The organism is [Rhizobium] kunmingense (assembly GCF_977018605.1).
In genome coordinates this window covers 3,444,187-3,469,234 of the sequence record NZ_CDRNXG010000001.1, presented here as the reverse complement: position 1 = coordinate 3,469,234, position 25,048 = coordinate 3,444,187, and the positions used below count along the sequence as shown (strand labels likewise).

Annotated in this window: 21 protein-coding genes; 4 read left to right on the top strand and 17 right to left on the bottom strand. The window is 61.1% G+C overall.

The features are described 5' to 3' along the window. The first annotated feature begins 264 nt into the window (after positions 1-264). Entirely contained in the window at positions 265-3,759 is a 3,495-nt protein-coding gene (dnaE, locus tag AC0JZ4_RS16835; RefSeq protein ID WP_471887468.1) for a DNA polymerase III subunit alpha, read from the top strand. A 118-nt stretch (positions 3,760-3,877) separates the two neighbouring features. On the opposite strand, the gene AC0JZ4_RS16830 is transcribed toward dnaE, so the two are convergent. From AC0JZ4_RS16830 to AC0JZ4_RS16810, 5 genes are all read right to left on the bottom strand, one after another. Beyond that, positions 3,878-5,062: a GGDEF domain-containing protein gene (locus tag AC0JZ4_RS16830; RefSeq protein WP_471887467.1), complete on the bottom strand. Its 1,185-nt coding sequence runs from the start codon at positions 5,060-5,062 to the stop codon at positions 3,878-3,880. A 452-nt stretch (positions 5,063-5,514) separates the two neighbouring features. Then, the gene (locus AC0JZ4_RS16825; protein WP_471887466.1) at positions 5,515-6,846 is read right to left on the bottom strand and encodes a L,D-transpeptidase family protein; all 1,332 of its coding nucleotides are present in this window, start codon (positions 6,844-6,846) and stop codon (positions 5,515-5,517) included. Between the two features lie 184 nt (positions 6,847-7,030). After that, on the bottom strand, positions 7,031-8,320 hold the full coding sequence (locus AC0JZ4_RS16820; protein WP_471887465.1) for a DNA polymerase IV: 1,290 nt from the start codon (positions 8,318-8,320) through the stop codon (positions 7,031-7,033). 73 nt (positions 8,321-8,393) lie between these two features. Further along, positions 8,394-9,041: a hypothetical protein gene (locus AC0JZ4_RS16815; protein WP_471887922.1), complete on the bottom strand. Its 648-nt coding sequence runs from the start codon at positions 9,039-9,041 to the stop codon at positions 8,394-8,396. Next, positions 9,038-9,346 (bottom strand): DUF3572 domain-containing protein, encoded by a 309-nt coding sequence (locus AC0JZ4_RS16810; RefSeq protein WP_471887464.1) that lies wholly within the window; start codon positions 9,344-9,346, stop codon positions 9,038-9,040. The genes AC0JZ4_RS16815 and AC0JZ4_RS16810 overlap by 4 nt, the downstream gene beginning before the upstream one ends. 130 nt (positions 9,347-9,476) lie before the next feature. On the opposite strand from AC0JZ4_RS16810, the gene AC0JZ4_RS16805 reads away from it, so the two are divergent. Together AC0JZ4_RS16805 and AC0JZ4_RS16800 are read left to right on the top strand one after the other, a co-directional pair. Next, positions 9,477-9,848, top strand: coding sequence for a response regulator (locus AC0JZ4_RS16805; RefSeq protein ID WP_007765577.1), 372 nt, complete (start codon positions 9,477-9,479; stop codon positions 9,846-9,848). A 16-nt stretch (positions 9,849-9,864) separates the two neighbouring features. After that, positions 9,865-11,235 (top strand): PleD family two-component system response regulator, encoded by a 1,371-nt coding sequence (locus AC0JZ4_RS16800; protein WP_471887463.1) that lies wholly within the window; start codon positions 9,865-9,867, stop codon positions 11,233-11,235. A gap of 789 nt (positions 11,236-12,024) precedes the next feature. On the opposite strand, the gene rpmG is transcribed toward AC0JZ4_RS16800, so the two are convergent. The 6 genes from rpmG to topA all read right to left on the bottom strand — a co-directional run bounded on the left by rpmG (position 12,025) and on the right by topA (position 19,687). Next, positions 12,025-12,192, bottom strand: coding sequence for a 50S ribosomal protein L33 (gene rpmG / locus AC0JZ4_RS16795; RefSeq protein ID WP_112457312.1), 168 nt, complete (start codon positions 12,190-12,192; stop codon positions 12,025-12,027). A gap of 90 nt (positions 12,193-12,282) precedes the next feature. Beyond that, entirely contained in the window at positions 12,283-13,467 is a 1,185-nt protein-coding gene (locus tag AC0JZ4_RS16790; protein WP_471887462.1) for an MFS transporter, read from the bottom strand. A 10-nt stretch (positions 13,468-13,477) separates the two neighbouring features. Further along, the gene (locus AC0JZ4_RS16785; protein WP_471887921.1) at positions 13,478-14,137 is read right to left on the bottom strand and encodes an NUDIX hydrolase; all 660 of its coding nucleotides are present in this window, start codon (positions 14,135-14,137) and stop codon (positions 13,478-13,480) included. A 41-nt stretch (positions 14,138-14,178) separates the two neighbouring features. Further along, positions 14,179-14,625 (bottom strand): DUF983 domain-containing protein, encoded by a 447-nt coding sequence (locus tag AC0JZ4_RS16780; protein WP_471887461.1) that lies wholly within the window; start codon positions 14,623-14,625, stop codon positions 14,179-14,181. Positions 14,626-14,627: 2 nt separating this feature from the next. Then, entirely contained in the window at positions 14,628-16,928 is a 2,301-nt protein-coding gene (gene rnr / locus AC0JZ4_RS16775) for a ribonuclease R (RefSeq protein ID WP_471887920.1), read from the bottom strand. Positions 16,929-16,996: 68 nt separating this feature from the next. After that, complete coding sequence (gene topA / locus AC0JZ4_RS16770) at positions 16,997-19,687, bottom strand: type I DNA topoisomerase (protein WP_471887460.1); 2,691 nt, start codon at positions 19,685-19,687, stop codon at positions 16,997-16,999. A gap of 251 nt (positions 19,688-19,938) precedes the next feature. On the opposite strand from topA, the gene AC0JZ4_RS16765 reads away from it, so the two are divergent. After that, complete coding sequence (locus AC0JZ4_RS16765; protein WP_471887459.1) at positions 19,939-20,166, top strand: hypothetical protein; 228 nt, start codon at positions 19,939-19,941, stop codon at positions 20,164-20,166. Here AC0JZ4_RS16765 and dprA read toward each other — a convergent pair. From dprA to AC0JZ4_RS16735, 6 genes are all read right to left on the bottom strand, one after another. Beyond that, positions 20,119-21,261 carry a DNA-processing protein DprA gene (dprA, locus tag AC0JZ4_RS16760; protein ID WP_471887458.1) on the bottom strand — a complete coding sequence of 381 codons (1,143 nt, stop codon included), beginning with the start codon at positions 21,259-21,261 and terminating at the stop codon, positions 20,119-20,121. The two genes, AC0JZ4_RS16765 and dprA, sit on opposite strands and share 48 nt — an antisense overlap. 21 nt (positions 21,262-21,282) lie before the next feature. Further along, positions 21,283-21,900 (bottom strand): glycerol-3-phosphate 1-O-acyltransferase PlsY, encoded by a 618-nt coding sequence (gene plsY / locus AC0JZ4_RS16755; protein ID WP_471887457.1) that lies wholly within the window; start codon positions 21,898-21,900, stop codon positions 21,283-21,285. A 234-nt stretch (positions 21,901-22,134) separates the two neighbouring features. Beyond that, a complete protein-coding gene (locus AC0JZ4_RS16750) occupies positions 22,135-23,424 on the bottom strand; it encodes a dihydroorotase (protein WP_471887456.1) in 1,290 nt (429 codons plus the stop codon). After that, positions 23,421-24,359, bottom strand: a complete 939-nt coding sequence (locus tag AC0JZ4_RS16745; protein WP_471887455.1) for an aspartate carbamoyltransferase catalytic subunit — start codon at positions 24,357-24,359, stop codon at positions 23,421-23,423. The genes AC0JZ4_RS16750 and AC0JZ4_RS16745 overlap by 4 nt, the downstream gene beginning before the upstream one ends. An 85-nt stretch (positions 24,360-24,444) precedes the next feature. Further along, on the bottom strand, positions 24,445-24,621 hold the full coding sequence (locus AC0JZ4_RS16740; protein WP_471887919.1) for a type II toxin-antitoxin system RelE/ParE family toxin: 177 nt from the start codon (positions 24,619-24,621) through the stop codon (positions 24,445-24,447). Positions 24,622-24,762: 141 nt separating this feature from the next. Beyond that, positions 24,763-25,029, bottom strand: coding sequence for a ribbon-helix-helix domain-containing protein (locus AC0JZ4_RS16735; protein ID WP_471887454.1), 267 nt, complete (start codon positions 25,027-25,029; stop codon positions 24,763-24,765). Positions 25,030-25,048: the final 19 nt, after the last annotated feature.

The window sequence follows — 25,048 nt, the reverse complement described above, 5'->3', positions numbered from 1 at the left end:
GGGAGACAACGATGACCGACCTTCTTCGTGATATTGCCGCATTCGCATCCATCGCGACTTTTGTCGCCAGCCTGTCGATGATCATGATCGCCATGTAGAATTTGAAGCGCCCGGCCTTGCGCAAGCCGTCGGGCGCTTGCCGACTCGAAATTCCTTAGACCCCTGTATTCCTGAAACCCGTTGACCGACGGATTCAAAACTGGACTTGGCGGCTCTGTCCGCCGACAGTAGCCGGACTTGAATCAGTGGTAATGGCGTGAAGATATGGCGGAACAGAAAAGCTCGACAGCTGCGGACGGGATTGTTGGGGAAACGCCCCAATTCGTGCATCTGCGCCTGCATTCCGCCTATTCGCTGCTCGAGGGGGCGTTGCCTCTGAAGAAGGTGCTCGGCAAGGCCGTCTCGGACAATCAGCCCGCGATTGCCGTTACCGACACCAACAACCTCTTCGTCGCTCTCGAATTTGCCCAGAAGGCGATCGGCGACGGCTTGCAGCCGATTATTGGCTGCCAGATGTCGATCGACATGGAAGATCAGGGTGATGAGCGGCGCAACGGCCAGCAGCTCGCCAAACTGCCGACGATCATCCTCCTGGCCGCGACCGCCGAAGGTTATGAACGCCTCGTCGATCTCGTCAGCCGCGCCTATCTCGGTGGCGAAAGCGGTGCCGAGACCCATATCAAGGCGTCCTGGCTCGAAGAGGTGGGAACTGAGGGGCTGATCAGCCTGACGGGGGCCGCTTTTGGTCCGGTCGATCGGATGGTGAAGGAAGGCAACGCTGCCCTGGCCGCAGCGCGGCTCTTGCACCTGAAACAGCTTTTCGGCGATCGCCTTTATGTCGAGTTGCAGCGCCATGGCAATTATGACCGCCGGCACGAGCACCGCATGGTCAGCCTTGCCTATGACCATGAGATACCGTTGGTGGCGACCAACGAGGCCTTCTTCCCGTCGAAGGGCGATTACGAGGCCCATGACGCGCTGATGGCAGTCGCTCATGGCGCGATCGTCTCCGACGACACGCGTTTCCGCCTGACGCCGGACCATTATCTGAAAAGCCGCGAGGAAATGGCGACGCTGTTCGCCGATCTTCCCGAAGCGCTCGAAAACACCGTCGAGATTGCCCGGCGCTGCTCCTTCATCCTGAAAACCCGTGCGCCGATCCTGCCGCGTTTCACCGGTGCGACGGATGATCCGGCCGAAGCCGAGCGGGCAGAAGCGGACGAGCTTCGCCGCCAGTCGGTCGAGGGGCTGGAAAGCCGCATGGCCGAACTTGGGCTGAGCGCCGGCTTTACCGAAAAGGATTACCGCGAGCGTCTCGATTTCGAGCTCGGCGTCATCGAGAAGATGAAGTTTCCGGGCTACTTCCTGATCGTTGCCGACTTCATCAAGTGGGCCAAGAACCAGAATATTCCGGTCGGTCCCGGCCGTGGTTCGGGTGCGGGCTCGCTCGTCGCCTATGCATTGACGATTACCGACGTCGACCCGTTGCGCTTCTCGCTCCTCTTCGAACGCTTCCTCAATCCCGACCGCGTATCGATGCCCGACTTCGATATCGACTTCTGCCAGGATCGTCGCGAAGAGGTGATCCGCTACGTTCAGCGCAAATATGGGCGCGAGCAGGTGGCGCAAATCATCACCTTCGGTTCGCTGCAGGCGCGCGCGGCACTGCGCGACGTCGGTCGCGTGCTCGAAATGCCCTATGGCCAGGTCGACAAGATCTGCAAGCTCGTGCCGAACAATCCGGCCAATCCGACGCCGCTGTCAAAGGCGATCGAGGAGGAGCCGAAACTGCGGGAGGAGGCCGAGGCCGAACCGGTCGTCGCCCGCCTTCTCGATATTGCCCAGAAGATCGAGGGCCTTTACCGCCACGCCTCGACCCACGCTGCCGGCATCGTCATCGGCGACCGCCCGCTGTCGAAGCTGGTGCCGATGTATCGCGATCCGCGATCGGATATGCCCGTCACCCAGTTCAACATGAAGTGGGTAGAGCAGGCGGGGCTGGTCAAGTTCGACTTTCTCGGCCTGAAGACGCTGACCGTGTTGAAGACGGCGGTCGATTTCTGCCGCAAGCGCGACATCCATGTCGATCTGGCCAAGATCCCGCTCGACGACAAGCTGACCTATGAGATGCTCTCGCGCGGCGAGACGGTCGGCGTGTTTCAGGTGGAAAGCGCCGGCATGCGCAAGGCGCTGATCGGCATGCGGCCCGACTGTATCGAGGATATCATCGCGCTCGTGGCGCTCTATCGTCCGGGCCCGATGGAGAACATCCCGACCTACAATGCCCGCAAGCATGGCGAGGAGGAGATCGAGTCCGTCCATCCGTCGATCGATTACCTGCTCAAGGAGACGCAGGGCGTTATCGTCTACCAGGAGCAGGTCATGCAGATCGCTCAGGTCCTCTCCGGCTATTCGCTCGGCGAGGCCGATCTTCTGCGCCGCGCCATGGGTAAGAAGATCAAGGAGGAGATGGACAAGCAGAGCGAGCGTTTCGTCGATGGCGCCATAAAGAACGGTGTCTCGAAGCCGCAGGCGAAGAACATTTTCGAACTTCTCGCCAAGTTCGCCAACTACGGTTTCAACAAGTCGCACGCCGCAGCCTACGCCATCGTTTCCTACCAGACTGCCTACATGAAGGCGCATTATCCGGTTGAGTTCCTCGCCGCGACGATGACCTACGATATGGCCAACAGTGAAAAACTGAACGATTTTCGCGAGGATGCGGGGCGTCTCGGCATCAAGGTCATACCGCCATCGGTACAGACCTCGTTCCGCCATTTCGAAACCGGTGAGGCGAAGATCTACTATGCGCTTGCGGCCATCAAGGGCGTCGGCGAGTCCGCCGTCGAGCACATTACCGAAGTGCGTGGCGACAAGCCATTTGCCGGCATCGAGGATTTCTGCATGCGGGTCGATCCGAAGCAGATCAACCGCCGCGTCCTGGAAAGCCTGATTTCCGCTGGTGCCTTCGATTGTTTCGGTCACGACCGCGCCCAGATGAGTGCCGGCCTCGACCGCGTCATCGGCTATGCTCAGCGCTCCCAGGAGGAGAAGATTTCCGGTCAGTCGGACTTCTTCGGCTCCTCGGCAAGTGCAGGGCCGGAAAAGTTGATCCTGCCGACCTTCAATCCGTGGATGCCCTCGGAAAAGCTGATGCGGGAGTATCAGGTTCTCGGCTTCTACCTGTCTGCCCATCCGCTCGATACCTATACCGATGTCCTTGCCAAGATGCGGGTGCAGACATTCGCCGATTTCTCCGGCGCCGTCCGTCAGGGCGCGACCGCCGGACGCCTGGCCGGTACCGTCACCGGACGCCAGGAGCGCAAGACCAAGACCGGCAACAAGATGGGCATCATTACCTTTTCGGATTCGTCCGGCCAGTTCGAGGCGGTGCTGTTTTCGGAAGCGCTGGCGCAGTATCGCGATTTGCTGGAACCCGGAAAGTCGCTGGTAATCACTGTTCAGGCGGATGAGCGACCGGAAGGCATCGGCCTTCGCATCCAGACCGCATCGTCTCTGGAGGAACAGTCGGTCCGCATGCAGAAGGCATTGCGCGTCTTCGTCCGTGACGCAGGCCCGATCGGCACTGTCCGACGCCATTTGAATGCAAGAGGCGAGGGGCAGGTCTCCTTCATCGTCATCAAGGACGATGGACGTCGTGAGATCGAGGTGGAGCTGACGGAGAGATATCGCCTGTCACCGGAAATGGCGGCAGCACTGAAAGCCGCTCCGGGAGTTCTGGATGTGGAACTCGTGTAAGTCAGGCCTGAAGTTGCTGGAGTGTGTCACTCGAACGTGGTTGCCGGTTTCGGGCTAAGACAGGCGCAAAAACGAAAGCCTAAGCGTGCGGAGCGAATCTGAAAGGTCGCTGCAGGCTTTAGGCGCGGTTGTCGCCGCGATAGCCTTCTGCCCCCGGGTGGTCGCTGACGGCCAGCTTCACTTGGTTCCTGCCGGCATGCTTGGCCTTGTAAAGCGCGATGTCTGCCTGACGATAGGCTTGAGGCAGACCGTCGGCAGACGTTAGCGCGCAGACACCGAAGCTCGCCGTGACGATCAGGCCGTCGGGCAGATCGGGGAGGGCCATCGTCGCGCTGCGCAGGGCCTGTGCGAACAGGACCGCAGCACCGATCTCCGTATCGGGCAAAAAGATTGCGAACTCCTCGCCGCCGATCCGCCCGAGCGCGGCTCTCTTGGGTGCGCAGTCATTCATCAATTGGCCGAAACTCTGGATCACCAGATCCCCGACATGATGGCCATAGGTGTCGTTGACGCGCTTGAAGTGGTCGAGGTCGCACAGGATGACCGCGTGTTTCCCGTTCGGCGCCGCATCCAGAAGCGATTGAACCTGCCGGTCGAAACCGCGCCTATTGCCGAGTGCCGACAAGGTGTCCTTTTCCGATTCGCTGCGCTGGTCCGCCATGATCTCCAGCACCAGCGCCGCCAGCAGGGTGAGCCCGACGGCCACGACGAGGATGGCTGTGGCGCTTTGCGATATCAGTGCGTAATTCGTGTGGATATAGTCCTTCGCGACCGTGCCCGATCCCGCCACCACAGCCAGCCCGGCCTTGGCGAAGAAGTGCAGACCGGTGAACAGCATCAGCATGCCGAGAAAGCGGTCGATTGCTTGGCGCCCGCGGGATGCAAGCACGACAAAGGCGCTGTCGAGAAGGACGATGGCGAATGGGCTCTGGTAGGAGAAGGCCTGGACCGGCGTTCCACGAGGCAGATCGTAGATCACGTAGCTCAGCAAGATGCTTGCACCGACGAAGAAGGATGCGATCCGCTTGTCGAGCCGGCGAGCGTAGAGATGGCCGATCCCGACCCTGAGCAGCATCATTCCGGAAAGAACTGTCGCGAAAGCGCCGAGTGCCCAGATTTTCCGCGCAGCCGTATAAGCGACCAGCAGCTCGCATACGGCGGACAGTGATGCGACGCCGAAACCAGCCGCGAGCCACAATGCAGCCCGCCTGGACCGGCTGCGGGTCGCGACGACGACAAAGACCGCGCAGAAGCACATGGCTACGACGAAATTCACGCCCAGGAAGAAAGCTACACCGTTCATCAGTCCATCGCTGCAGTCGGAGCGGCGCCGACCGGATACCGACCGCGCTTTCCCTAGACAGGAAAAAGGTAAATGTTTTGGCCGTTTATACCGATCGGCGAAATGCGATCAATTGGCAGATGTGCCATTGCACATGCTCCTCGTTGCTGCGCGCCGCCGCCGCAGGTCAGACAGGCGATGCGGCTTCCCCGGAGGGCCGTCATGAAGGAACGCAACACATAACCGTCCTGCACCGATGGAAGATCTGTCCTTGGCAGACGTGAATTTCGGGGAGGGGTATTTCCATATATCCGAGATTAAAATCGGTCGTGGTGGCAGTTGGCGCATGGCCGGCACGATCATGAGACTGTTGTTCGGGTCTCGTTACGATGCCGGTTTATCCTGTCATCCCTTGTTTGGGATGGCAGGATATCTTGAGTGCAGGATAGACAGTTACGATCTGTTTCTATCAATCAATACAAGCCGATACCGCCGATATATGATTCTCTTTTTGAGCGACGCACAGGCTTCGGTTGGCTGTCTGACGGCTGCGCCTGCGCGAGGTTCGGCTGCGACTTCGTCAGTGTTACGAAGTCCGTGCCCTTGCCGGTTTCCGGGCCAAGCCCCTGGTCGGTGATCGTCAGCGAGGTGCCGTTGGTCATCAGCACGGCGATCTCATTGCGGATGTCCTTGGGGATGTCGAGCCGGTCGAGCACGACCGAAGCGGCATTCGGCTGGCTGCTGTCCGCAGGCTTTTCGATGCCGAGAGCCTTCATCTCGTCGGCGCTCAGGACATTCTTCAGAGTGACCGCATGCCATTCAGCGCTCTCTGTCTTGCGCTCGATATGATCGGCGCTGAAGAAATGCGTGCCGAGCGCGGTTTCCGGGTCCCTGATCCCGACAGGCGCCTCGAACAGCGGCTCGAAATTGCGACGCACCAGGATCTGCCCGGCCGGAGCCTCTTCCTCGCCGGCCGAACTGTAGAGCGCCGAGAGAAACTCCTTGGTGATCAGCGGGCCGCTCACCGGCAGGTTCTTCCAGCGTTTGTAACCGGCGATCGCATCGCGGGTCATCGGGCCGGCGATACCGTCGGCTGCACCCGCGTCGAAGCCCAGATCGCCGAGCAACGCCTGGACGTCCATCATCGTCTCGCGCGTGCCACGGCGGTGGATGAGGATGCGCAGCGGTGCGGCATCTTCCGGCACGACGGCCTGCAGCGATCCCGTCGTCATCGGATCGGTCCCTGCCGCCGCGACGTCATAGGAACCGTCCGCCTTCTTCTTCATCGCCGTCGGGCGCAGGTCCGCATCGGGGAAAAGCGGCTCCGAGGGAAGCGGCTTGAGCGGCATGAAGAGATTGGCGTTTTCTATCTTTACCGGGGCGACCGGCGCATCCGATATGAGAACATGCACGCCGCGATCGGTCATGTCGAAGAGCGCCTTTGCAGTTCCCACAGGAATGCGCACGCAGCCATGCGAGGCCGGATAATTCGGCACGACGCCCTCGTGCAGCGCGATGCCCGACCATGTCAGGCGCTGCATGAACGGCATGGGCGCATTCGAATAGATGTTCGATTCGTGATACTTGCGCTTTTCCAGGATCGAAAAGATGCCGCTTGGCGTCGTGTGGCCGGACTTTCCCGTGGAAACCTTGGTCGTCTTCACCACGGTCTCGCCGTCATAGACGGTCATCGACTGCTGGTCTTTCGAAACGATGATCTGGAGCGTTGCGGTATCGGCAAAAGCGGAATGAGAGAGAATGGTCCCGGACATAAGTCCGAGGCTGAACAAGACACCACGCAACATGAAAACCTCATACGCTTTACAATGGCCTGCAATTTAGCGTGTCAAACTTAATGAAAATTTTCTGAAAAGTGGCGGGATCGTGTCAATTGATCACGATGGCGCGATTTTTGCGGCGGGATCGGGGCGAGAGCGGCAGTGAAGGGTTGCGGCGGCGAGTGGCTGTGGCGCTGCCACGCGTGATCGGCTACTTGCGCTTGCCGCCGAACGTATAGCCGGTCTCGACTGCAGCCTTGCCGAACTTGTCGCGCAGCTTGTCCATCGCGGCTTCCGCCGCCGCCCGTCGGCCTGCCTGCCGGTCGACGAGATCGGGCGGGTCCGCCAGCACCGGGTCGCAGAGGTCGGTCACCCCGATACCCAGCAGGCGAAATTTCGTTCCGTCCGTTTCCTTCTCCAACAGCGAAAGCCCGGTGCGGAACACCCGGTCGGCAAGCTGGGTCGGATCTTCCAGTCGTTTGTTGCGGGTGCGGCTCTTGAAATCGGATGTCTTCAGCTTGAGGACGACCGTGTGCCCTGCGGTCTCGTGCTTCTTCAGCCGCGCCGAAACCTTCTCGGACAACCGCCGCAGGATTGGAACCAGATCCTCGTGCCGGGATATATCGTCGAAGAATGTCGTCTCGGCCGAAACGCTCTTGGCCGGATCGTTGATATGCACCTCGCGCTCGTCCATGCCGCGCGCGAGCCGATAGAGACGCTGCCCCATCGAGCCGTAGCGCCGCATCAGGTCGCCTTCCTCCATGTGCTGCAGCTGGCCGATGGTACGGATGCCATCCGCCTCCAGCGTGCTGTTGAAGGCCTTGCCGACGCCCCAGATCGTGGTGACCGGCCGTGGCGCCAGAAAGTCGCGTGCCTCGGCTTCTCCGATGACGGAAAAGCCGCGCGGCTTCTCCAGATCGGACGCCACTTTGGCGAGGAACTTGCAGTAGGAGAGGCCAACGGAAATGCTGATGCCGAGCTCGCTTTCCACCCGCTTCGCAAGCTTTGCCAGAATGCGTGCCGGCGGGTCACGGTGCAGCCTCTCGGTCCCGGCCAGTTCCAGGAATGCTTCATCTATGGAGAGCGGTTGTACGAGCGGCGTCAGTTCCATCATCAACTGGCGCACTTGCCGGCCGACAGTCGCGTACTTCTCCATGTTCGGCGAAATGACGACTGCGTCGGGGCACAGCTCCATCGCCTTGAACATCGGCATGGCGGAGCGCACCCCGTTGATGCGAGCGATATAACACGCGGTCGACACGACGCCGCGCTTGCCCCCGCCGATGATCACCGGCTTGTCTGAAAGCGTCGGGTCGTCGCGTTTCTCGATCGTCGCATAGAAGGCGTCGCAATCGATATGCGCCAGTGTCAGATCGTAGAGTTCCCGGTGATAGACGAGGCGAGGTGACCCGCAGGCACGGCAACGGCGCACCTCTGCCCTCTGCTCGGCAAGGCAGTCGCGGCAGAAACCGGTCATGGGGGCGGCGGCGGTGATGGTCATGTCGGGAACAAAGATTGAACATGGCCACCATAGGCGCGTTCTTCGGCCGGCTCAAGTGCCACTGTCGCCAGGCTCACGCCTTTCCGATGTGGTTCCGTATCATGGCTCCGGCTTCCGGCCAGTCCATCGCCCGGGCGATCCCGCCATCGGGTTTGGGGGCCAGAAGATGCAGGGGCGAATCCGGCATCATGTGCAGGACGAGGCAGCCGTTCACATGGTCGCGAACGGAATGGAGGTTATGCGCCATGTCGTCGATGAAGACGGATGGCAGGTCGCGCTCGCCATGGATGCGGTGCATCACAGGCCCTTTCGGCTCCAGCGTGGCGACGAGCGGAAAGTCGAGGCCGAGCCGGTCGAGAAGTCGCCGTCTTGGCATGCTGTAAAGCGGCGGCATGGCGGTGAGGAAAAGGATGTCTGCCTCGCCTGCCAGCGAATGCAATGTGTCGGCCGCAAGATTGAACGGCGTCTGCCAGTCTTCCTGGCACTCGAAGAACGCGCCGATCAGCTGCCGCACCGCAGCCTCGTCGATCGCGACCTGCGTTTCGATGGAAACGATGTTTCCTGTCAGCCGGAAGGAGCGCGGCAACAGTTCCAGCCCGTCTTTCGCAATGAAATCTGTAAACGGCGCGGCGAAATTGAGCACGACGTCATCGACATCGCAGACGATCAGCGGTCGGTCCGTGAGGCTGACATGCGACAGGTCGAGGATATCGCTCATCAGTAGTCACCGGGGCCGAAGTAGCGGCCTGAATAGTGGTGATGTGCGGCAACCACGGTCTCGGGTTTGGTGCCCGTTGCCTCGCAAAATGCCATGAGGCTGGGCTCATGTTCCATGATGAAGTCGATCATGCCGGCCAGAAAGCCGGGATCGCCGATGGCCGTCCGGATCTGATCCGGGCTGACGCCGGAGAGTGCGAGAAACCTGCCGAGCATGTCCGGTTCGCCGGCAAGCCAGCCGAGAACGCGCGCAGCCGTCTCTTCGGCTGCAGCATTCGATGGTCCGCTTGGTGTCGTTTTTGCTGGCATTGCTATCGAGTTACCTCTTTTCAACCAAATGGGCTTAGCGTGGCTGAAGCACAGCTCCGTGGAATCGCAGTTCAGGGAGCTTATATACCGGAGATATGCGTGCAAGGCGCGATTTAAGGAACGGAATTTGATGCCCAAACGGGTCATGATTGTCGAAGACAACGAGCTGAACATGAAGCTCTTCCGCGATCTGATCGAAGCCTCGGGCTACGATACCATCCAGACGCGCAACGGCATGGAAGCGCTCGATCTCGCGCGCAAGCACCGTCCCGACCTCATTCTCATGGATATCCAGCTGCCGGAGGTTTCCGGTCTGGAAGTGACGAAATGGCTGAAGGAGGACGACGAACTGCACGTCATCCCGGTCATTGCCGTCACCGCATTTGCCATGAAGGGCGATGAGGAACGCATTCGCCAGGGTGGTTGCGAGGCCTATGTCTCCAAGCCGATCTCGGTGCCGAAATTCATAGAGACGATCAAGACCTATCTCGGCGACGCATGATGCGGGGGAAGCGGGCATGACAGCACGGATACTAGTCGTCGACGACATACCCGCCAACGTGAAGCTGCTGGAAGCACGGCTTCTGGCGGAGTATTTCGATGTTCTGACCGCCGCCGACGGCCATATTGCGTTGTCGATTTGTGACAGCACCCATGTCGACCTCATTCTGCTCGACATCATGATGCCCGGCATCGACGGGTTTGAAGTCTGCGAGCGGCTGAAAGCCAATCCGAAGACCGCCCATATCCCGGTCGTCATGGTCACCGCGCTGGATCAGCCATCCGACCGCGTTCGCGGCCTGAAGGCCGGTGCCGACGATTTTCTCACCAAGCCGGTCAACGATATCCAGCTGATTGCCCGTGTCCGCAGCCTCGTTCGCCTGAAGACGCTCAGCGACGAGTTGCGCATCCGTGCAGACACCGCAAGGGGGCTTGTTGCGGAGGACATCATGAAGGGCCTGGATGGCCGGGACGATATCGGTCAGGTTCTGCTCGTCGATGGTCGCGCCAGCTCTCAAGAGCGCATCATCAAGGCGCTGAAGCCTATCTGCAACACGGTTGCTATCTCCGATCCCCAGGCGGCGATATTCGAGGCGGCGGAAAAGCCCTGGGACCTCGTCATCGTCAATGCCAATTTCGATGACTACGATCCGTTGCGTCTCTGCTCGCAACTGCGCTCGCTGGAGCGTACCCGCTTCCTGCCGATCCTGATCGCCACCGAAGTGGGGGCGGACGACATGATTGCCCGCGCACTCGATCTCGGCGTCAACGACTATATCGTACGTCCTATCGACCCGAACGAACTGCTGGCGCGCACGCTCACCCAGATCAAGCGCAAGCGCTACAACGACCGCCTGCGCCAGAGCGTCCGGCACACGATCGAGCTTGCGGTGACGGATGGTCTGACGGGGCTCAACAACAGGCGCTATCTCGATAATCACCTCAAGACCCTGTTTGCCAGGGCCGCCGCCCGGTCCAGACCGCTATCGCTTTGCCTGGTCGACATCGACCGCTTCAAGCAGGTCAACGACGTCCATGGTCATGATGCCGGCGACGATGTGCTGCGCGAATTCGCCAGCCGCATACGCCAGACCGTTCGCGGGGCGGATCTTGCCTGCCGTTACGGAGGCGAGGAATTCGTCGTCGTCATGCCCGACACGGATCAGATGGCTGCGGCAGCCGTTGCCGAGCGCCTGAGGGCGATTGTCGAAAAGACCCCGTTCAAGCTGAAGAACGGCGGACAGCTGCTGAGCCTGACCGCGTCATTCGGCCTGTCTTCGATAGCCGGCGGTGCCGAGACGCCGGAGCAACTGCTCAAGCAGGCCGACCAGGCGCTTTACAAGGCGAAGGCTGAAGGCCGCAACCGGGTCGTGGCCAACGCAGCCTGATGGCTTTTCCACATTATTGTGAGCGTTCGTCATGTCGTCCGTCGGCGGGCGCAAAGGGGAGGTGTGCGGCCGCGCACCGGTCGTGCCGACCACAAGAAATTGTGGATGGGAAGTAAGGTAGGATCCCGCAGTTACCGTGTTCGTAGGAGAAGTGATTTTCCAGATCGGACACTCAAGGAAGAGAAAATCCGCGGCTGCGATCTGCCCGGATTTCAGTATTCTTGCAGTGGGTACATCTGGTTTTACGGCGCTTTCATATAACGCCGTTCGGAAATATGCGCGAGGACATGGCAGGCGTCAGCCTCTCAAGGCCGTTCTTTTTCGAGTTGATTAAACTTACTTTAAAATTACTGAATTTTTCCGGCCGACAAACGTGGCTAGAGTACAATTTTTAACCAACCAACCAACCAAACCGGCGCCCATGTTAAGAATCTATTGATTTTCTTTTTTCTTTGCGCAATTTTGACGCTAACGAAAAACATGTGTCCTTATGAGGCACAGCGTTACCCCATGGTGCTCAGGTCCGCCGCATCTCCTGGGTCGTGGGGCCGGTCGACCGGCAGGCATGCCAATACGGTTCCTCGTGCCGTTATTGCAGGCTGGTCGACCCCATTTTGAAAACGCCGCTTCCTTGCCGGGAAGCGGCGTTTTTTCGTTTCGGGCTGCTCGCGCCTTGGGTGCGCTAGGCGGGGTCGGCCGCCGGTGGGGCGTAAGGAAGACGGAAAAGCCGCAAAAGAAAAGGCGCCTGACCTGATGGGCCGGCGCCTTTTAAAACCGATCGATCAAGGATTACTTGATCTTGGTTTCCTTGAACTCGACGTGCTTCTTAGCAACCGGGTCATACTTGGTCTTGGTCATCTTGTCTGTGAACGTACGGCTGTTCTTCGTCGTAACGTAGAAGAAACCGGTGTCAGCCGTCGACAGCAGCTTGATCTTGATGGTCGTAGCTTTCGCCATGGTCGTTCTGCCTCTGAGAAAAATGAATGCCGCGGACGCAGGAGGCCTACGGCAAAATCTGGCGCGAAATTACAAATCGCGGGCCAAAAGTCAACTCCGTTTTGAATGGAAAAGTGCGCGGCCGGTACCCACGAGCACGTAAAAGCCGAAGAAAGCGGCCAATGCCCAGGCAAAACCGTCATTGCCGATGATATCCATCGCCGCTCCGATACCCTGCGGACCGGCGACCGTCCCGACCGCATAGCAGAAGATGAAGGCTGCATTGGCGGCGACAAGATCCGCCCCGCTGAGTCGTGCGCCAAGATGAGCAAGGCCGACCGTATAGAGGCCGGAGACACAGCCGCCCCAGAAAAACAGCACCACGCCCATCATCACCCAGTTGTGGATCAGATGCGGCAGCATCAGCGCGCCGATCACGCCGAGAAAGGCCATGGCCAGAAGGAGAGGGCGGCGGTCTCCCATTTTGTCGGAAATCAGTCCGAGCGGGATCTGGAAGGCCATGTTGCCCAGTCCCATGACGGTCAACAGGATTGCCGCCTGCGATTCGGGCATCGATTCGCGCAGTGCATAGATGGGGAAAAGCGACAGCCCGCCTGCCGACACGGCGCCGAAGGCAAACACGGCGGCGGTCGCGGTCGGAACCAGGAAGATGTAGGAGAAGAAGTGTCGCTCCGGCTTGGTGTCCAGCTGCGGGCTCTCATGCCTGGCAATGAAGATCGGGATGACGGCCATCAGAATGATGATCGCGCCGATGAGGAAGGGCAGTATGCCGTCGCTGCCGAGCGCGGAGAATAGCAATGGCCCGACGGCGAAGCCCACCGCGAGCACGGTCGCGTAGATGCCGAGTACGAGCCCCCGGCGGCGTGGCGGTGCAGCCTCGTTGATCCAGAATTCCGACAGGATGAACAGCATGGTCGTCGCGCCATGGAAGGTGAAGCGCAGCGGGAACCACATCCAGAACGCGTCGGCGTAGTAGAAGCCGATACCGCTGGCGGCAGCGACGATGATCGCCAGGATCATCGTGCGGGCGACGCCGAAGTCATGCGCGAGCTTGGTCGTCAGCGGCGCAGCCAGCATCGATGCTACGCCCGCCATGGCGGCATTGAGGCCGATCAGCGTCGAGGGAATGCCGCGCTTTTCCAGAATGATGGACAGAAGCGGCAGGCCCAGCCCGATAGCAATGCCGACCGCACTGATTGCGGAAGTCGCAGCGATAAGCGACGGCCAATGGATCTTGTCGACATGGCCGTTTGCATCGGTCGTCGGCTGCGGCATTCACTGTTCCTCAGAAGCGGCTGTGGACGAAACGCCCGCGACGCATGGCATAAAAGCTGACGGGGTGCCCGTAAGGGACATCTGCACTGGCGGCCATGATCTCTCTGACATCCTCCAGCACCGTCTGCGTGATCCGGGCAAGTTTCAGACTGGATTTCGTTGCGATGTCAACCCATTGCAAGTCCTCCAACTCGTCCGTATCGCCGAAATGCGTCATGTCCAAGACAGTTTCGTCGCAAAAGGCGAGGAAGAAGTGGGTGTCGTATCGCCGCACGTTGCCGGGTGGGGTGATGGCGCGGGATACATAGCGTAACGGCGCCAGATCGGCACCGTGCGGCGAGGCCGGCGCAATCCCGGTTTCCTCCTGCAATTCCCTGAGCGCCGCAAGCGCCAGCGCGCGTGCGCGACGTGCATTGCAGTGCCGCATCGGGCCGCTTGTCAGCTTGTCGAGGATGATGGGGTCGAGGTCGGTTGAAAAGGGAGCGGCACTGTCCGCCCTGTCTCGTCGTCCGCCGGGAAAGACGTAGACGTCTGGCATGAAGACATGCGCGCTCGCGCGTCTTCCCATCAGCACGCGTGGCATAGGGCCGGACCGATCGATAAGAAGCACAGCCGCCGCATCACGCGGCCGCACGGTCGGATGTCGCTCGGTCCCCGTCAGTTCCTCCATGCCGGGACGCAAGGATGGCAGAGCATCGTCATCCGGCAGGCTCATGGCAGCGGATCGCCGCGCGCGGGATCCTTGTCGGTGGAAGCATCGAAGCCATGCATGCGGTTGGCCCATTGCAGGCCGATGACACCGCCCTTGATCGGTTGGATCGTGAGTATCGCGGCAATCACCGCCAGCGGTGCCCATACGGCCAGATGCACCCAGGGCGATACGCGAAACATCATGTCGGTCAGCATGTAGCCGGTCATCAGTACATGGCCCACCACGACGATGACGATGTAAGCCGGCAGGTCGTCGGCCCGTTGCGGGGTGAAATCCTCGCCGCAGCCGGCGCAATGATCGACAGGCTTCAGGAAGGCACGAAACAATCGACCTTCTCCGCAATGCGGACAGCGGCAGAAAAGTCCGCGCTTTATCGATCGGCCAAGCGGTCGGTCGGCCGGGCGCTCACCGCCATATTTCACGGGGGAGGGTGAGCGCTCGTCCATGACTACCTCTTGCGGCCGCGCGGCGGGCGTGTGCCGGGCTTCTTCGCTCCGCCCGGACGGTGGCGCTTGCCGGACTTGTGGAAGGAGCGCATGGCTGTCGGCAGCTTCTTGCCTTCGCTGAGCATTTCGAACTGCAGCGCACCGGCAAGCGGCACTGCGGCCTTCAACCTGACCTCGACCGTATCGCCCAGCTGATAGCCGAGACCGGTACGATCGCCTGTCAGCGCCTGATGCGCCTCGTCATAGACGTAATAGTCCTGCCCGATGGTCGAGACCGGCACGAAACCGTCGGCGCCATAGGTCGGCAGCGAGACGAACAGGCCGGCCTTGGTGACGCCGGAAATCCGCCCTTCGAATTCTTCCCCGATGCGCGTTGCCAGATGATGGGCGATGAGACGGTTCACCGTGTCGCGCTCGGCTGCCATCGCGCGGCGCTCGAAGGTCGAGATTTCCGCCGCGATATCGTCCAGCTGCGCTTCTTCCTCGGGCGTGATACCGCCTTCGCCGAGACCCAGCGAGCCGACCAGCGCGCGATGCACGATGAGGTCGGCATAGCGGCGGATCGGCGAGGTGAAATGCGCGTATTTCATCAGGTTCAGGCCGAAATGGCCGATGTTTTCCGGGCTGTAGACCGCCTGGCTCTGCGAGCGCAGCACCATCTCGTTGACCATGATCTGGTGCGGCGTGTCCTGCGCCTGCGACAGGATGCCGTTGAACGAGTTGGAGCGCATATTGCCGCCCTTGACCATGGAGATGCCGAGTGTCGCGAGAAACTCGCGCAGCGTCTCCTGCTTCGCCAGCGACGGGCCGTCATGGGTGCGATAGATCAGCGCCTGACGCTTCTTCTCCAGCGTCTCGGCGGCGCAGACATTGGCCTGGATCATCATCTCTTCGATGAGCTTGTGGGCATCGAGACGATCCGGCACGAAGACCCGGTCGACGGTGCCGTCGGGCTTCAGCAGGATCTTGCGCTCCGGCATGTCGAGTTCGAGCGGCTGGCGACGGTCGCGGCCGACCTTCATGATCCGGTAGGCGTCCCACAGCGGCTTGAGGATCGTCTCCAGCAGCGGACCGGACTTGTCGTCCGGCTTGCCGTCAATGGCGGCCTGCGCCTGTTGATAGGAGAGCTTGGCCGCACTCTTCATCATGATGCGATGGAACGTATGGCCTGCCTTGCGTCCTTCCTTGGAGAAGGTCATGCGCACGGCGATCGCCGGCCGGTCCTCGCCTTCGCGCAGCGAGCAGAGGTCGTTGGAAATCCGCTCCGGCAGCATCGGCACGACGCGGTCGGGGAAATAGACCGAATTGCCGCGCTTCAAGGCCTCGCTGTCGAGCGGAGATTTGGTGCGCACATACCAGGAGACGTCGGCGATCGCGACCGTGACGATCACGCCGCCGGGATTGTCGGGAGACGTGTCCGGTTCTGCGTAGACGGCATCGTCATGGTCTTTCGCGTCCGCGGGGTCGATTGTCACCAGCGGCACGTCGCGCCAGTCTTCGCGCTTCGACATCGAGGCGGGCTTTGCGGCTTCCGCTTCATCCATCACCTGCTTGGGAAAGATATGCGGAATGCCGTGCGAATAGATGGCGATCATCGAGATCGCCTTTTCGGAAGCGACCGAGCCGACGACCGAGAGCACGCGGGCGCGCGGCAGGCCGAACCGGCCCGAACGGACGGTTTCCGCTTCGACCAGATCGCCGTCCTTGGCGTCGCCCATGCCGTCGGCTTCGATGACCATTTCCTCGCCGCGCCGGTCGGTGGGCAGAAGCCGGATTTCGCCATCGGCAAGTTTCTGGATGACGCCGAGCGATGCACCGCGGCGCTTGTCGATCACCTTGATCACGCGCGCCGTATAGGCCGGGCCGGTACGATCCTTGTTCGGGAAGATCTTTGCCAGAATCCGGTCGTTGAGGCCGGCGGCAGGCGCCTTGCCTTTGCCGCGATGGTCCGATGACTGGCGGATCAGCACCGCCGGTGCCGCGCCCTGATCTTCAGGCCATTCCGCCGGCCGGCCGATCAGTTCGCCATCCTTGTCGCGGGTGGTGATGTCGAGCACGGTGACCGGAGGCAGCGCGCCGGGGCGCGCGAGAGACTTGCGGCTCTTCGTCAGAAGGCCTTCGTCTTCCAGTTGGCGCAGAATATCCTTCAGCTCGACGCGCGTCTCGCCCTTCAGCCCGAAAGCCTTGGAAATCTCGCGCTTCGATGCCTTGTCCGGATTGTCGGAGATGAACTCGAGCAGGACCTCACGGGGCGGGATGACGCCCTGAACGATGGCGGGCTTGCCCTTCGCACCGGCGGCCATGCCGCGTTCGGCTCGCTCGGCGCGCTTCCGCTGGCGGTGCGATATGGTGTCGTCGTCCTGCTCTTGGCTCACGTATCCGTCTTCTTCGTCTTGGCGGCAGTCTTTGTTGCCGATGCCTTCTTTGCCGGTGCCTTCTTGGCGGCCGGCTTCTTGGCCGCAGTCTTCTTCGTCGTGGCGGTATCGCCGTCGGCCTTGGCGGCAGCCTTCTTCGGCTTTGCCTTGGCCTTGCCGGTCGAAGCCTTGCCGCCCTTCTCGATGATCAGCGCCATGGCCTGTTCGACCGTCACCGACTGCGGCTCCATGCCCTTCGGCAGGGTCGCATTGACCTTGCCCCAGTTGACATAGGGGCCGTATTTGCCGTCGCGCACGGTGATCGCACCGCCATCGGGATGATCGCCGAGTTCCTTGAGCGCCGCCGGCGTGCCGCGTCCGCGTCCGCCCGGACCCTTTGCTGCCTTTTCGGCCAGCACGGTAACAGCACGGTTGAGGCCGATCGAGAATACGTCCTCGATGCTTTCCAGATTGGCATACGTGCCGTCATGCAGCAGGAACGGTCCGTAACGGCCAAGGCCTGCGGAAATCATCTTTCCGGTTTCCGGATTCTGGCCCACGTCACGCGGCAGGTTGATCAGCGACAGCGCCTTCTCGTGGTCGATGTCTTCCGGCTTCCAGCCCTTCGGCAACGAAGAACGTTTGGCCTCCTTGCCGTCGCCGCGCTGGATATAGGGTCCGAAACGGCCAGACCGCAGGGTCAGCTGCTCGCCGGTTGCCTGATCGACGCCGAGATCCTTCGGCTCGTTGAGGCCGGAAGCATCCGCCTCGGCTCCGTCAGACGAAAGCTGGCGGGTGAAATTGCATTCCGGATAGTTCGAGCAGCCGACGAAAGCGCCGTACTTGCCGAGCTTGAGCGACAGGTTTCCGGTGCCGCAGACCTGGCAGATGCGAGGATCGGAGCCGTCTTCGCGCTTGGGGAAGACGAGCGGCGCAAGCGCCTCGTTCAGCGCATCGAGCACGTTGGTGACGCGCAGTTCCTTCGTGTCTTCGATCTGGGCGAAGAAATCGCTCCAGAAATCGCGCAGGACCTGCTTCCAGTCGAGTTCGCCGGCGGAAATCCGGTCGAGCTTCTCCTCCAGATCCGCAGTGAAATCGTATTCCACATACTTGGTGAAGAAGTTTTCGAGGAAGGCCGTGACGAGCCGACCCTTGGAATGCGGGATCAGCTTGCGCTTTTCAGTGACGACATATTCGCGGTCGGACAGTGTCTTCAGCGTTGCGGCATAGGTGGAAGGGCGGCCGATGCCGAGTTCTTCCATCTTCTTGATCAGCGATGCTTCCGAATAGCGCGGCGGCGGCTCGGTGAAATGCTGGCTGGAATTCACCTTGTTCTTGTCGAGCTTTTCGCGCGCATTGATCTCGGGGAGGCGGCCATCCTCGTCGTCATCCTCGGATTTGTCGTCCTCGTCGCGGCGATCCATGTAGGCGCCTAGGAAGCCGTCGAAGCGGACGACCGAACCGACGGCGCGCAGGCCGGCGCGCTCGGAACCGTTGGCGGCAAGGATTTCGACCGTGGTGCGCTCCATCTCAGCCGATGCCATCTGGCTGGCGATACCGCGCTTCCAGATCAGTTCGTAGAGACGCGCCTGATCCGCGTCGAGGAACTTGCGCACCTGATCCGGTGTGCGGTTGAAGTCGGTCGGGCGGATGGCTTCGTGCGCTTCCTGGGCATTCTTCGCCTTGGTCGAATACAAGCGCGGCTTTTCCGGCAGATAGCGGGCACCGAACTGGTCGACAATGGCATCGCGCGCCGCATCGATCGCCTCGGGCGCCATCTGTACGCCGTCGGTACGCATATAGGTGATCAGACCGACGGTCTCGCCGCCGATGTCGATGCCTTCATAGAGCCTCTGCGCCACCTGCATGGTGCGGGATGCGTTGAAGCCGATATTGGACGAGGCCGCCTGCTGCAGGCTCGATGTGGTGAAGGGGGGGCCTGGATTGCGCTTGACGGGCTTTGCCTCGACGCTTTCCACCACGTAGCTCGCGCCTTCCAGCAGCGACTTCAGCCGTCCGGCATCGTCACCCGTCTTGATCGCGCGCGGTGCCAGACGCTTGCCGTCGGCCTGTACCAGCTTTGCCTCGAATTCGTCGCCGCGCGGCGTCTTCAAGAGGGCGGACAGGTTCCAGTATTCTTCCGAGACGAAACGCTCGATCTCGTTTTCGCGGTCGCAGACGAGACGCAGCGCCACCGACTGCACACGGCCGGCGGACCGTGCGCCGGGCAGCTTGCGCCACAGAACCGGAGACAGGTTGAAGCCGACGAGATAGTCGAGTGCACGGCGCGCCAGATAGGCGTCGACCAGCGGCACGTCGATGTCGCGCGGCGCTGCCATCGCATCGAGCACGGCCTTCTTGGTGATGGCGTTGAAGACGACGCGCTTTACCGGCTTGTCGCCGATCACCTTCTTTTTCTTCAAAAGATCGAGCACGTGCCAGGAAATGGCCTCGCCTTCGCGATCCGGGTCGGTTGCGAGGAACAGGCCGTCGGAGTTCTTGACGGCGTCGGCGATGTCCTTCATCCGCTTCTGCGACGCGCTGTCGACCTCCCAGGACATTTCGAAGTCCTGGTCGGGAAGCACGGAACCGTCTTTCGCGGGCAGATCGCGGACGTGGCCAAAGGATGCGAGAACCTTGTAGCCCGAGCCGAGATACTTATTGATCGTCTTGGCTTTGGCTGGAGATTCTACAACGACAACATTCATTTTGGGTTCTCTGTAATAGAGCAAGGCCCGGCAGTCTGATCGATCCGGGCGGAACTTTGACTTCCCGACATGGAGGGCGATTGTTCTGCGGTCAAGGGCTTTATTGAAATTAGCCGGTTTCCCCGTTCGCAAGCAGAAGGCGAATTAATGTGATTTGCAATCATAAATAAATGCGCTAAAGTCCATAATATTGGGGTTGGTGATGAATTTCGGCTTGTAGTCGGAAGGTTGCCGAACTGTTGGGGTGGGGCATGTCAATTCAGCTGAATGCGCTCCGCGAGGAGCAATCCATCGAGAATGTTTCCTATGTCCGCCAGATGCTGGGCGAGCTTCGCCAGGTCGCTTCGGGCGAGGGGGCGGACATGCTCTGCTATCTGATCGAGATGGCCTATGTCGAGGCGGGCGACATCCAGTCCGGCCGCCGACCGCGCTCACTCGTCGAGCGTGATCGATATGGCCCCGCCGGGATGCCGGTATAGACGGCCGGCAAGATCAAGCTCCAGCAGCACGAGATAGACGGACGCAGCCGGCATGCCGGTGTGGCGAATGATGTCGTCTATCTCCGCGGGGCTTGGACCGAGCGCCGAGACGATCCGGTGCCGGTCGTCGTCGTCCGGTGGCAGAAGCGTGTCCGCCTTGACCGGCTCCTCGATCATCGGCGGCGTGAAAAGGTCCAGCTGCGAAAGTGGCGCCAGCGCCTCGAGCACGTCCTGCGGGCCTGTCGTGACCACCGCGCCCTGCTTGAGCAGCCCGTTCGTGCCGTGGCAACGCGGGTCGAGCGGCGAACCCGGTACGGCAAAGACCAGACGGCCGAAGTCGGCGGCCATGCGTGCGGTAATCAGGGAGCCTGATTTCTCTGCCGCCTCGACCACCACAACACCGAGAGAAATGCCGGCGATCAGCCGGTTGCGGCGCGGAAAGTCGCGCGCGCGCGGCTCCCAGCCGAACGGCATTTCGCTGACGGCCAGACCGGCGCCATCGGTGATCTCGTCCAGAAGACGCAGGTTCTCGGGTGGGTAGGGTTTGTCGAGGCCGCCGGCCAGAACCGCAATCGTGCCCGTTTCGACGCTGGCGCGATGGGCCGCCGTATCGATGCCACGCGCCAGGCCGGAAGTGATGACATATCCCGCCCGGCCGCAGCGCTGCGCTATGAGTGCGGCAAACTTCGCCCCCACGACCGAGGCGTTGCGCGATCCGACGATGCCGAGCGAAGGGCGAGTGGCGCTGGACAGATCGCCCTTGACCGCGATCAGCGGCGGCGCTCCATCTATATGTCGCAGAGCCGGCGGATAACCCGGCTCGCCGATGCCGATGAACACCGCACCATGCCGCCGTGCCGCCTCCATCTCGCGCTCGGCGTCATCGACGCTGGCGATCCGCAGTGAACGTGTTGCGCCACCGCGGCGGGAAAGCTCGGGCAGCATGGCAAGCGCGTTTTCGGCGGAGCCGCAATGATTGATGAGTTGCCGGAAGGTCGCCGGCCCGACATTGTCCGAGCGGATCAGCCGAAGCCATGCGATCCGCTGTCTTTCCGTCAGCGCTATCCCCGATCGTCCTGCGCTGCCGTCCGGCATGGTCAGCCTTAATGGGAAAGCCTATCCCTTTTGGCCGATCTTGCTTTCGGTGCCGGCAATCAACCGCTCGATATTGCTCTTGTGCTTGATCCAGGAAATGACGGTCATGATCGCCATGACGATTGCAGTCTTCGGTTCCTGTATGAACCACAGCACAGCCGGGATGACAAGCGTGGCAACCAGGGCCGAAAGCGAGGAATACTTGCTGAGCTTGGCGATGGAGAGCCACACGAAGGCGAAGACCAGCACCATGGCAGGGGCGACACCGAGCAGCATGCCGATATAGGTCGCCACGCCCTTGCCGCCCTTGAAGCGGAGCCAGACCGGATAGAGGTGACCGATAAAGGCTGCAAAGCCGGCGAGAAGCCCGGCCTCGTAACCGAAGACATACCATCCGAGCACGGCCGCCGCCGTCGCCTTCAAAGCGTCGAGCAGCAGGGTTGCCGCCGCAAGTTTTCTGTTGCCGGTCCGCAGCACATTGGTTGCGCCGATATTGCCCGAGCCGATCGAGCGGATATCGCCAAGCCCGGCCGATTTGGTGAGGATCAGCCCGAACGGGATGGAGCCGAGCAGATAGCCGAGGACCAGCGCACCGGCTGCGATCGGCAGCGTGATCTGCCAGTTGAAAAGTTCGCTCATTTGGTTCCTCGAAAACTATCCGTCTTCTGTCTCAGTTCGCCTGATCCCCTCACCAACAAAATCGAAGACTTAGCTTTGCTAAGATTTTGATTTTGTATCCTCTCCCACAGGGGGAGAGGTAGAGCGCCAAGATTGCGGCACCGGTATCTCTCCCTTGTGGGAGAGAAAGCAATTTCAGCATCTTAGCTTTAGCTAAGTGCTAGAAATTGCAAGTGAGGGGAACACTTCGCCCCATCACCTCATATCATACACGCATCTACCAGCCACATATGTCGCTACTGCCCGACCGGAGAACCGGGCCTCGTCGAACGGCGTGTTCTTCGAGCGCGAGACAATTGCGTCCTTCGCGACGATCCACGGGTCGTCGAGGTCGATCAGCGTGATGTCGGCCTTTGCGCCAACCTTCAGCGTCCCGGCGTCGAGGCCGAAAATCTGTGCCGGACGGGTCGACATGGCGTCGATCAGTCGCATCAGCGGCACGCGGCCGTCATGGTGCAGGCGAAGCGCGGCGGAGAGCATCGTCTCCAGCCCGATCGCGCCATCGGCGGCATCGGCAAACGGCAGGCGCTTGGTGTCGACGTCCTGCGGATCATGCGACGAGACGATGATGTCGATATCACCCTTGGCCAGCGCATCCGCCATCGAAATACGATCGTCTTCGGTTCTGAGCGGCGGCGACAGCTTGAAGAAGGTACGGTATTCACCGATGTCGTTCTCGTTGAGCGACAGATGATTGATCGAAATGCCGCAGGTAGCGTTGGCGCCGCGGGCGCGGGCCACCTTCATTGCCTCGACCGATTCCGGCACCGAGATTTTAGCCGCGTGATACTTGCCCTTCGTCAGCGCCGCGATCCTGAGATCCCGTTCGAGTGGAATAAGCTCGGCTTCCCTCGGCACGCCCGACAGGCCAAGCCAGGAGGCGAACAGTCCTTCGTTCATCACGCCGTTGCCAAGATACTTTTCCTTCAGCTCCAGCGAGATGACCGCATCGAATTCCCGCGCATAGGTCATCGCCCGGCGCAGCAGCAGCGTGTCCGAAAGCCCGTGACGACCGTTGGTGAAGGCGACCGCACCAGCTTCCTGCAACAGGCCGAATTCGGTCATTTCCTTGCCGTCCAGGCCGCGCGTCAGCGCTGCGGCGGCATGAACGTTGACGATCGCCTTGTCGCGGGCGGTCTTGTGGACGAATTCGACCAGCGCGATGTCGTCGATCACCGGATCCGTCTCCGGCATCATGATGAACGAGGTGACCCCACCGGCCGCCGCAGCACGGCTAGCCGATTCGATCGTCTCGGTATGCTCGGCGCCAGGTTCGCCGACGAACACGCGGGCATCGACGAGGCCAGGTGTCGCAACGAGACCCTGGCAGTCGCGCACCGTCGCGCCTTCGGGAATTCCCTGGTTCTGGGCGTCGCTGCCGGAGGCGAGGATGCGGCCGTCATCGCCGATGATGATCGTCCCGGTCTCGTCGAGACCGCGTGACGGATCGAGGATGCGCAGGTTCTTCAGGACGGTAACGGTCATGCCCACTCTCCCTGGTTGGAGGTGAGTAGCGTCTCCATTACGGCCATCCGCACGGCGACCCCCATTTCCACCTGTTGCTCGATGACGCTCTGCGGGCCGTCCGCAACTTCGGAAGCGATCTCGACGCCGCGGTTCATCGGGCCGGGATGCATGACGAGCGCATCTTCCTTGGCAGCCTTCAGCTTTTCGGCATCGAGCCCGTAGAAGCGGAAATACTCGCGCACCGACGGTACGAAGGAGCCGGCCATGCGCTCGCGCTGCAGCCGCAGCATCATGACGACGTCGGCGTCTTTCAGGCCTTCTTCCATGGAGTGAAATACTTCGACGCTCATGTCGCGGATGCCGGAAGGCAGAAGTGTCGACGGAGCTACGACGCGCACGCGCGCACCCATCGCATTGAGAAGAATGATGTTGGATCGGGCGACGCGCGAATGCAGCACGTCGCCGCAGATCGCCACCGTGATGCCCATCAGCTTGCCCTTGGCGCGGCGGATGGTCAGCGCGTCGAGCAGCGCCTGGGTCGGATGCTCGTGCTGTCCGTCGCCGGCATTGACCACGGAGCAGGCGACTTTCTGTGCCAGAAGTGCTGCCGCACCCGCGGAAGAATGCCGCAGCACCAGCACGTCGGGGCGCATGGCGTTCAGCGTCATCGCGGTATCGATCAGCGTCTCGCCCTTCTTCACTGACGAATTGCCGACCGACATGTTCATCACGTCTGCGCCGAGGCGCTTGCCCGCCAGTTCGAAGGAAGATTGCGTCCGCGTCGAGGCTTCGAAGAAAAGGTTGATCTGCGTGAGGCCACGCAATGTGGACGTCTTCTTCTCCCGCTGCCGGGAAATCTTCACGGCCTCGTCGGCCTTGTCGAGAAGAAAGGTGATGTCCTGTTCGGTAAGACCCTTGATGCCAAGAAGATGGCGATGGGGAAAGAAGACCATGAGGCGTGTCTCCGCTTGCGTTCGGCGGTCTATAAGGCGCGGGGGGGCGGGCTGCAAGCGGCAGGGCGCGCATCTTCGGCATTATCTACGGCTTGTTTGTCATGGTCGCCTGATAGTTGCGTGCGCGGTGTAATATATTGACGATCTCAACCGCATCGCCCGCTATGCGGCAGACGATGACGGCGCTTCCTTCGAACGGAACGATACGGATGTCCTCGCCGATATCAGGTCGTGCAACACCGCCGAAGGGCGCATCGCCAATTCTCTCGCAGCGATCCAGAAATATGTTCGTGAAATTTCAGCTCTTTCCTAATGCTGATTTGCCATCAGCACCTATGGAAAGATCGCGTCGATTGCGTTGCGGCCTACGGTCGATAGATCACCGTTATATTGTACACGGTGCTTAGCCCAGATGTCGTGCATAAGGCCGTTCGACATGCGCCCGCATGTCACCGCTGCTGATGCTCGGGGCTGGATCCTCCATGGACTGATGGATATGATAGCGGATGCCCGGTAGCGGCTCGTCGGATGGGCCTTCCTCTCGCATCAGCGCATTGACCGCGGCCTGCATGACTTCATCCGTCGAGCGATATCGTCCGGTTTTCACGCGACTTTCGATCGCCTTGATCACATCGTCCGGCAAGGTCACGTCGAGTTTTCTCACACTCATGGGCCTGTCTTTCGAGCTA

Bases quoted from the DNA above. Each gene is read 5' to 3' on its own strand.
- dnaE (WP_471887468.1), top strand. From the start codon at position 265: ATGGCGGAACAGAAAAGCTCGACAGCTGCGGACGGGATTGTTGGGGAA.
- AC0JZ4_RS16830 (WP_471887467.1), bottom strand. From the start codon at position 5,062: ATGAACGGTGTAGCTTTCTTCCTGGGCGTGAATTTCGTCGTAGCCATG.
- AC0JZ4_RS16825 (WP_471887466.1), bottom strand. From the start codon at position 6,846: ATGTTGCGTGGTGTCTTGTTCAGCCTCGGACTTATGTCCGGGACCATT.
- AC0JZ4_RS16820 (WP_471887465.1), bottom strand. From the start codon at position 8,320: ATGACCATCACCGCCGCCGCCCCCATGACCGGTTTCTGCCGCGACTGC.
- AC0JZ4_RS16810 (WP_471887464.1), bottom strand. From the start codon at position 9,346: ATGCCAGCAAAAACGACACCAAGCGGACCATCGAATGCTGCAGCCGAA.
- AC0JZ4_RS16805 (WP_007765577.1), top strand. From the start codon at position 9,477: ATGCCCAAACGGGTCATGATTGTCGAAGACAACGAGCTGAACATGAAG.
- AC0JZ4_RS16800 (WP_471887463.1), top strand. From the start codon at position 9,865: ATGACAGCACGGATACTAGTCGTCGACGACATACCCGCCAACGTGAAG.
- rpmG (WP_112457312.1), bottom strand. From the start codon at position 12,192: ATGGCGAAAGCTACGACCATCAAGATCAAGCTGCTGTCGACGGCTGAC.
- AC0JZ4_RS16790 (WP_471887462.1), bottom strand. From the start codon at position 13,467: ATGCCGCAGCCGACGACCGATGCAAACGGCCATGTCGACAAGATCCAT.
- AC0JZ4_RS16785 (WP_471887921.1), bottom strand. From the start codon at position 14,137: ATGGAGGAACTGACGGGGACCGAGCGACATCCGACCGTGCGGCCGCGT.
- AC0JZ4_RS16780 (WP_471887461.1), bottom strand. From the start codon at position 14,625: ATGGACGAGCGCTCACCCTCCCCCGTGAAATATGGCGGTGAGCGCCCG.
- rnr (WP_471887920.1), bottom strand. From the start codon at position 16,928: ATGGCCGCCGGTGCGAAGGGCAAGCCCGCCATCGTTCAGGGCGTCATC.
- topA (WP_471887460.1), bottom strand. From the start codon at position 19,687: ATGAATGTTGTCGTTGTAGAATCTCCAGCCAAAGCCAAGACGATCAAT.
- AC0JZ4_RS16765 (WP_471887459.1), top strand. From the start codon at position 19,939: ATGTCAATTCAGCTGAATGCGCTCCGCGAGGAGCAATCCATCGAGAAT.
- dprA (WP_471887458.1), bottom strand. From the start codon at position 21,261: ATGCCGGACGGCAGCGCAGGACGATCGGGGATAGCGCTGACGGAAAGA.
- plsY (WP_471887457.1), bottom strand. From the start codon at position 21,900: ATGAGCGAACTTTTCAACTGGCAGATCACGCTGCCGATCGCAGCCGGT.
- AC0JZ4_RS16750 (WP_471887456.1), bottom strand. From the start codon at position 23,424: ATGACCGTTACCGTCCTGAAGAACCTGCGCATCCTCGATCCGTCACGC.
- AC0JZ4_RS16745 (WP_471887455.1), bottom strand. From the start codon at position 24,359: ATGGTCTTCTTTCCCCATCGCCATCTTCTTGGCATCAAGGGTCTTACC.
- AC0JZ4_RS16735 (WP_471887454.1), bottom strand. From the start codon at position 25,029: ATGAGTGTGAGAAAACTCGACGTGACCTTGCCGGACGATGTGATCAAG.